This window comes from uncultured Veillonella sp. (genome assembly GCF_905209685.1).
Classification (GTDB): Bacteria; Bacillota; Negativicutes; order Veillonellales; family Veillonellaceae; genus Veillonella.
Genome location: NZ_CAJLUB010000109.1, coordinates 1 through 6,273, shown reverse-complemented (window position 1 = coordinate 6,273; position 6,273 = coordinate 1). Strand labels below are relative to the sequence as shown.

8 protein-coding genes are annotated in these 6,273 nt (G+C 39.1%); all 8 read right to left on the bottom strand.

Annotated elements, in window-relative coordinates:
• Nucleotides 1–210: 210 nt before the first annotated feature.
• On the bottom strand, nt 211–1,200 hold the full coding sequence (locus tag QZ055_RS07580; RefSeq protein ID WP_295825765.1) for a hypothetical protein: 990 nt from the start codon (nt 1,198–1,200) through the stop codon (nt 211–213).
• A gap of 10 nt (nt 1,201–1,210) precedes the next feature.
• Nucleotides 1,211–1,486, bottom strand: coding sequence for a DUF4911 domain-containing protein (locus QZ055_RS07575; protein WP_295825763.1), 276 nt, complete (start codon nt 1,484–1,486; stop codon nt 1,211–1,213).
• 2 nt (nt 1,487–1,488) lie between these two features.
• Nucleotides 1,489–2,730: a U32 family peptidase gene (locus QZ055_RS07570; protein WP_295825761.1), complete on the bottom strand. Its 1,242-nt coding sequence runs from the start codon at nt 2,728–2,730 to the stop codon at nt 1,489–1,491.
• Complete coding sequence (locus tag QZ055_RS07565) at nt 2,730–3,338, bottom strand: O-methyltransferase (protein ID WP_005386125.1); 609 nt, start codon at nt 3,336–3,338, stop codon at nt 2,730–2,732. The genes QZ055_RS07570 and QZ055_RS07565 overlap by 1 nt, the downstream gene beginning before the upstream one ends.
• Before the next feature lie 23 nt (nt 3,339–3,361).
• On the bottom strand, nt 3,362–4,768 hold the full coding sequence (gene mltG / locus QZ055_RS07560; RefSeq protein ID WP_295825757.1) for an endolytic transglycosylase MltG: 1,407 nt from the start codon (nt 4,766–4,768) through the stop codon (nt 3,362–3,364).
• Between the two features lie 260 nt (nt 4,769–5,028).
• The gene (locus QZ055_RS07555; protein WP_227721461.1) at nt 5,029–5,325 is read right to left on the bottom strand and encodes a DUF1292 domain-containing protein; all 297 of its coding nucleotides are present in this window, start codon (nt 5,323–5,325) and stop codon (nt 5,029–5,031) included.
• A gap of 25 nt (nt 5,326–5,350) precedes the next feature.
• Entirely contained in the window at nt 5,351–5,770 is a 420-nt protein-coding gene (gene ruvX, locus QZ055_RS07550; RefSeq protein ID WP_105085864.1) for a Holliday junction resolvase RuvX, read from the bottom strand.
• A complete protein-coding gene (locus QZ055_RS07545; RefSeq protein ID WP_009351224.1) occupies nt 5,770–6,030 on the bottom strand; it encodes an IreB family regulatory phosphoprotein in 261 nt (86 codons plus the stop codon). The genes ruvX and QZ055_RS07545 overlap by 1 nt, the downstream gene beginning before the upstream one ends.
• Nucleotides 6,031–6,273: the final 243 nt, after the last annotated feature.

Below are 6,273 nucleotides of genomic sequence, written 5' to 3'. Positions count from 1 at the left end.
CACAGGGATATGAGAATCATGTCCTTTGCATAACTTTTACTAGATTATAGTATCACAGAGAATTAAAAAATTCAATACGGTTCAATAGTAAATTTCATAAATTCTATAAATTCAACATAACGCCCTTACTGCCTAAAACAAAAAGAAAACGGCCCGTATATCGAGCCGTTTTGTAAGACCTATAAAACTTTGAAAATTTTATTAGATCTATTAGCGTTTGAAGTTTGTAGACAACATGGCACCAATTACTTTTTCTAATTTGCTATTAGAAAGATCTGGGCCTTTGTAGAGTGTTAAGAGTACATCATTAGAGTTATCTTGTTTAGACACCATCATAACACCGCTACCACGAGCACCATTATCATCGTAATCTTTTGCTACAATAACGAGGTTCAAATAGTGGTCTTTCATGTATGTGTACACTTTGCTTGTACGTGCAGAGGAACCAATCATTTTAGCCATGCTCATGCCACGGTTAAATACGATTGCATTAGCATTGTGTGGGTTTGCCGCTAATTGTTGTTTTTCATCATCATTTAGTGGCATGAGGTTTACCATGAGGGAATCACCCATTTTACCACGGAACATAGCTGGCATTGTTTCCCTTACGTCTTCAGGAATGCCTGTGTCCGCAGTCAATTTCAACTCTTTAGGAACCGTCATATATAGAACGCCCTTGCTGTTGCGGCCTACCTCTGTTGTACTGAGGTCTACAGCGCTAAGCATAATGGAGTCTTTAATAGTAGCTACTTGGTTTGCCAATGGCTTTTCAGGAATGCCACGGCTTGCCAATTGTACATCACCAGACTTAGTTTTTTTCAACGTTTCTACATTCCAGTTAGCCCCTTTTTTGTCGGCGTCGCTAGCTTCTGTGAAAGCATTCGCTCCATCTTTTGTACCTACATACACATAAGTTTGAGCTGGGATAATTGTATCTGGTGCACCAGTTTTATTGAAAGCAGCACCATATACTACATTAGGGATCACAGAGGAACCAATTTGTAAGTTGTTATTAGTTTGGCTTTCCACATCAAAGTTGATATTGCCAGTGAAGGTCATATCAGGACCATGATTGATGACTACTACATCCCCTGCTTGAGGAATGACAACAGGACCTACAGGACCCGCCATAGCTACCCCCGCCATAGAGACACTAAGGCAAGCTGTTAATAATGCACGTTTCAAAATAGATTGTTTCATAGATATACTCTCATTTCTCTATAGTGACATAATCAGATAGGCTAGTTAATATTTCAATGGCTAATGGTTTTGTAGATGGTGTACAGCGCAACATGCACCGCCCACTCGTATCTACAGAGGTCATAACACCTAAATATTCATAGCCTTCAATGATGCGATTGATATAGTTTGTATGCTTCGGCTCAAGATGAAAGAACACATACGCCTCTTCCCCAGAGGTCTCTAGATCTGGTACATCGGGAAATGCACCGATAGATTTACTCGGTTCTAATGGTGTACCACGCATAATTACTCCGCTTTAGGTTTGCACTCACGACGCATCATGGAGTACGGTTCAAGTGGTGTATCCATGTAAATACGCACTTTCATTTGAGCATGTGGAGCTACATCGATTGGGTTACCATCTTCATCTGTCATTTTTTTAATTACAGTCTCAACAAGCTCACCCTTAGGTTGGCAGAATTCTACTTTATCGCCTACCTTGAAGTTATTACGTTGTTCAAGATCAACGTATTTTTCTTCTTCGTTATAACCCAAAACTAAACCGATGAAATCATGGCTTTGCGTATTTGTAGATTTACCATAGTTTTGAGCAGTTTCGTCAGGACGGCCTTCTGCAAAGCCATCTGTATATGGACGGTGAGAAATCTTTTCTAATTCTGCAATCCATTCTGGACGAACATACCAATCTTTACCTTCTTTAAGGTATGTATCGATAGCTGTACGGTAAACCTTTGCTACTGTTGCACAGTAGTGGACGGATTTCATACGGCCTTCGATTTTAAGGCTGTCGATGCCAGCTTCATATAAGTCTGGAATACGGTGAATCAAGCACAAATCTTTAGAGTTAAAAATATATGTACCATGCTCATCTTCTTCAATCGGATAGTATTCACCAGGTCTGTTAGATTCAACCAGGGAGTATTTCCAACGGCAAGATTGAGAACATTGCCCACGGTTCGCATCGCGGTTGCCTGTCATATAGTTAGATAATAGGCAACGACCAGAGTAAGAAATACACATGGAACCATGTACGAAGGATTCAATTTCGATATCTACATTGTCCTTCATTTCTTTAAGGTCAGCCAAGGACACTTCACGAGCTGCTACTACACGTGTAGCGCCCAATTCTTTCCACATTTGAACTGTGTGCCAGTTTGTTGTAGACGCTTGTGTACTTACGTGAAGTTCAAGGCCTGGAGCAACGCGTTTAGCAAGGCTGAAGATACCCATATCGGCAACGATAATCGCATCAACACCGATACTTTCAAGGAATTTCAAATAATCCTCTAAACCCTCAAAGTCCTCATTGTGAGGAATGATGTTACATGTAACATGGATTTTTTTACCATGCGCATGTACGAACTCTACAGCTTCCTTTAATTCCTCGTCGGAGAAATTAGAGTTACCTGCGCGCAAGCCAAAACGTTTGCCTGCACAATATACAGCATCCGCACCATAGCGAATAGCCATTTTAAGCTTGTCCATATTACCGGCTGGACAAAGCAATTCCATAAAATGTTCTGCCATTATTTGTTGTGCCCTTTCCACACACTCACACTCATACCATCACCCATTGGATAGATGGTGGTGTTAAACAATTCTTTATTTTCAACATATGTTAAGTATTCTTTTAACCGTTTTACGATAGTCTTAAACCGTTTTGGTGGCTCCTTATCGCCTCTTACATAGCCTCTAAAAAGTACATTATCTGCAAGGATAACGCCTCCTTCTTTCACATGAGGCAAAATGAGTTCTAATTGTTTAAGATATTGCCCTTTAGGACCATCTAAAAATACTAGATCATATTCACCGGTGAGTTCCGTTAAGACTTGAGACGCATCGCCTTTCAGCAATGTAATTGTATCGGCATAATCAGATTGGTTAATATAATATTTCGCCATTTCGTAACGCACATCATCTAGTTCAATAGATGTAATATGTCCCTCCTCTTCGTCGAGTAGCGGAGCCATCAACAAAGCAGAGTAACCAATGGCGGTGCCCACCTCTAACACAGAGGTGGGCCGGTACAAACCTATTAATTCTTCAAAGAGATGAACCTCAGATTCTCGTAGAATCGGTACATCATTAATCATCGCGTAAATACGCTGTTCATTTAAAATATCATTTAATGTCATGAAAGTAGATTCAATCTCCTACATTATTTATTGCTATTACCACTAGGAACTACCAACGTAGAACGATCCACAGATTCAGCTGGCTTTACTTCAATATGAGGTACTTGTTGTGTACTTGGTACAACATTTTGCATAGATTCTGGAGCAGGTGTTGTAGTTGGCACATAAGAGTTAGAACTAGATGATTGAGTTGCTGGTGCAGATTGAGCTGGTGCTTGTGGAGCTGGTGTTGGTGCTGGAATTTCAGCAGCTGGAACCGTTGTTGGTGTATATTTGTACGTAGGTTCCACATTAACATATTGAGAATCTGCTTCCACCGCTTCTTCAGAGCTGTAATTGTAGTTAGGCTCTGTCGTTGCCACAGCCACGTCATAGTTAGGACCAGCTTGTACTGCGGCCTCTGTATTAGAGGAAGTAGCTGTATCATTACCATAAATTTTATGAACCGCCGCTAAATGTTCTTCGTATGTTTTAGAGAAGTGGTTATGCCCCTCTTTATCAGCTACAAAGTATAAGTAATCAGTATCTTCAGAATGCAATACTGCATCTAATGCCTTTTTACCAGGGTTAGCAATTGGTCCTGGTGGCAAACCTTTAGACACATATGTATTGTACGGACTTTGCAATTGTGTATCACCAATTGTTACATCTTCCTTAGCATAACCTAGTACGTAGGAAATAGTCGCATCAGATTGCAATGGAATACCGTGTGCTAAACGCTTTTTAAATACCCCTGCAATTGTTGGGCGATCTGCATCAAACAAAGATTCACGTTCCACTATAGATGCTAAGGTTACAAAGTCATGAATACTCATATGTTGAGCTTGAATTTGTTTCTTCACAGCTGGTGTGAGGTAACGATTCATTTCGTCAGCCATCATTTGAATGACCTCTCGTGGCGTTGCACCTACTGGAATTTCATAAGTACTTGGGAATAAGAAGCCTTCCACAGGATATGTAGCTGGTCTTGTGCCCTTCATGTATGGGTATGGTACAAAGGTTTTAGCTTCCGCTAAGAAGTCCTTTGCTTTCATGATTTGATTTTTTTCTAGAACGATAGCAATATCCCCAACGGTATATCCTTCAGGAATGGTAACACGAATAGATTCTACATGACCTTCTTGTAATAAAGAAATGAGTTCGCGCACAGTTACCTTATTAGGAATTTGGTAGTGACCAGTTTGAAGTTTATCATTAGTACCGCTCAAATATAACCAAAGCTTAAAACCTTGCGTAGTTCGAATGAGACCTCGTTCATAGAGCATATCAGCAATTTCAGTGCCAGTCTGCCCCTTTTCAATGACAAGTACCTGACTACCATCATCTTGTGCAAAGGTATTTGGCACTAAATAAATTGCACCAAGACCACCTGCGATGATTAATACGCCTACAATAATAAGGATTAAAATATATCTTAAGGCTTTTCTCACGATGTTGAGTTCCTTTCTGTAACATAACAGTATTTATCACTTTATTATACCATAAAGTCTATATTTCCCCTACATTTAAGGACATTATCTTATTATCGTCCCCAATTATGTTATATATCAATTATAGCCATCTCTTATGCTACTAGTATGAAAGGAAAATATATAGATATAATTCACCTTCTATTATAAAGCTTTTATGTATATCAAATAAAAATAGCGCATTGTCCTAAGACAACACGCTAGATTTACAAGGAAGTCGACTACTCGCCATCTTCCATTTCTTCATACAATTTTACTAGAGTTTCAAAGTTATCGTCATCTTCATCTAAAGGTACGTATTCTTCTACGCCTTCTTCATTTTTTTCGATGCGAGCCAAGATCATGTATGTATCATCTTGACCTTCATGGTCAGCCTCTTCATCTTGTACATGTACAAGAACAGCATATTCTTGGCCTTCATGGCTCAAAATAATATCCTCTGTGAAATACTGTTTGTTACCGTTTTCATCTTCGAATTCCAAGTAATATACTTCGCCTTCAAAATTTTGGTCAACCATCGGAAACCCTCCTTAAGAAAAATACTTATTTATTAAACTGCAAGCGATCTAAATATCCTTGCAAAATTACAACCGCTGCCATTTTATCAATAACGGACTTACGTTTTTTACGACTCACGTCAGCTGCAATGAGTTGGCGTTCAGCCATAACAGTAGATAACCGCTCATCCCAATATGTAACAGGTAAATCGATGACCTCTTTCATCTTTTCGACAAATTCTTCGGTCTTTTCAGCCCGTTCACCTTTTGTACCATTCATATTTTTCGGCATACCTACTACAAGTTCGTGTACTTCATATTCAGTAATGAGTTCTTGTAAGCGGTTAAAGTCTTTTTCAAGAGATGTTCTACGAATGGTTTCAATACCTTGTGCTGTCATGAGCAGTGCATCACTACAGGCAATGCCGATAGTACGGCTGCCCACATCTAATGACATAATTCTCATTATAGTTGTTTTGCCTTTGCGTATTCTTTCAACAATTCCTCAATCAAGTCATCCCGTTCTAAACGGCGGATATCAGAACGCGCATTATTATAGCTTGTAATGTACGCTGGATCACCAGAGATTAGATAGCCTAAAATTTGATTGATTGGATTGTAACCTTTTTCTTGAATAGATTGATAAACACGAGTGAGAACCTCTTCAGCTGTCATCGGCTCATCGTCTACTTTACGGAATAACATAGTTTCATCAGAAACCTTCATCGTATCCCTCCTTTTTATTACATTGGCAGGTTTCACTGTAAAAGTGAAACCTCGCCTCCTATTATACTTGAATTAAAGCTACAAAGTCAGTAACTTTTTATGCATTATAAAATTTTTCTATAACAGATACAAGTATAATTATAAAATTATATGCCTATTGTAACATAGATGTTAAAGCTTCACCACCAGCTTTTAATGCATCCATCAATTTAGCTGGTTCTTTACCGCCTGCTTGAGCCATAT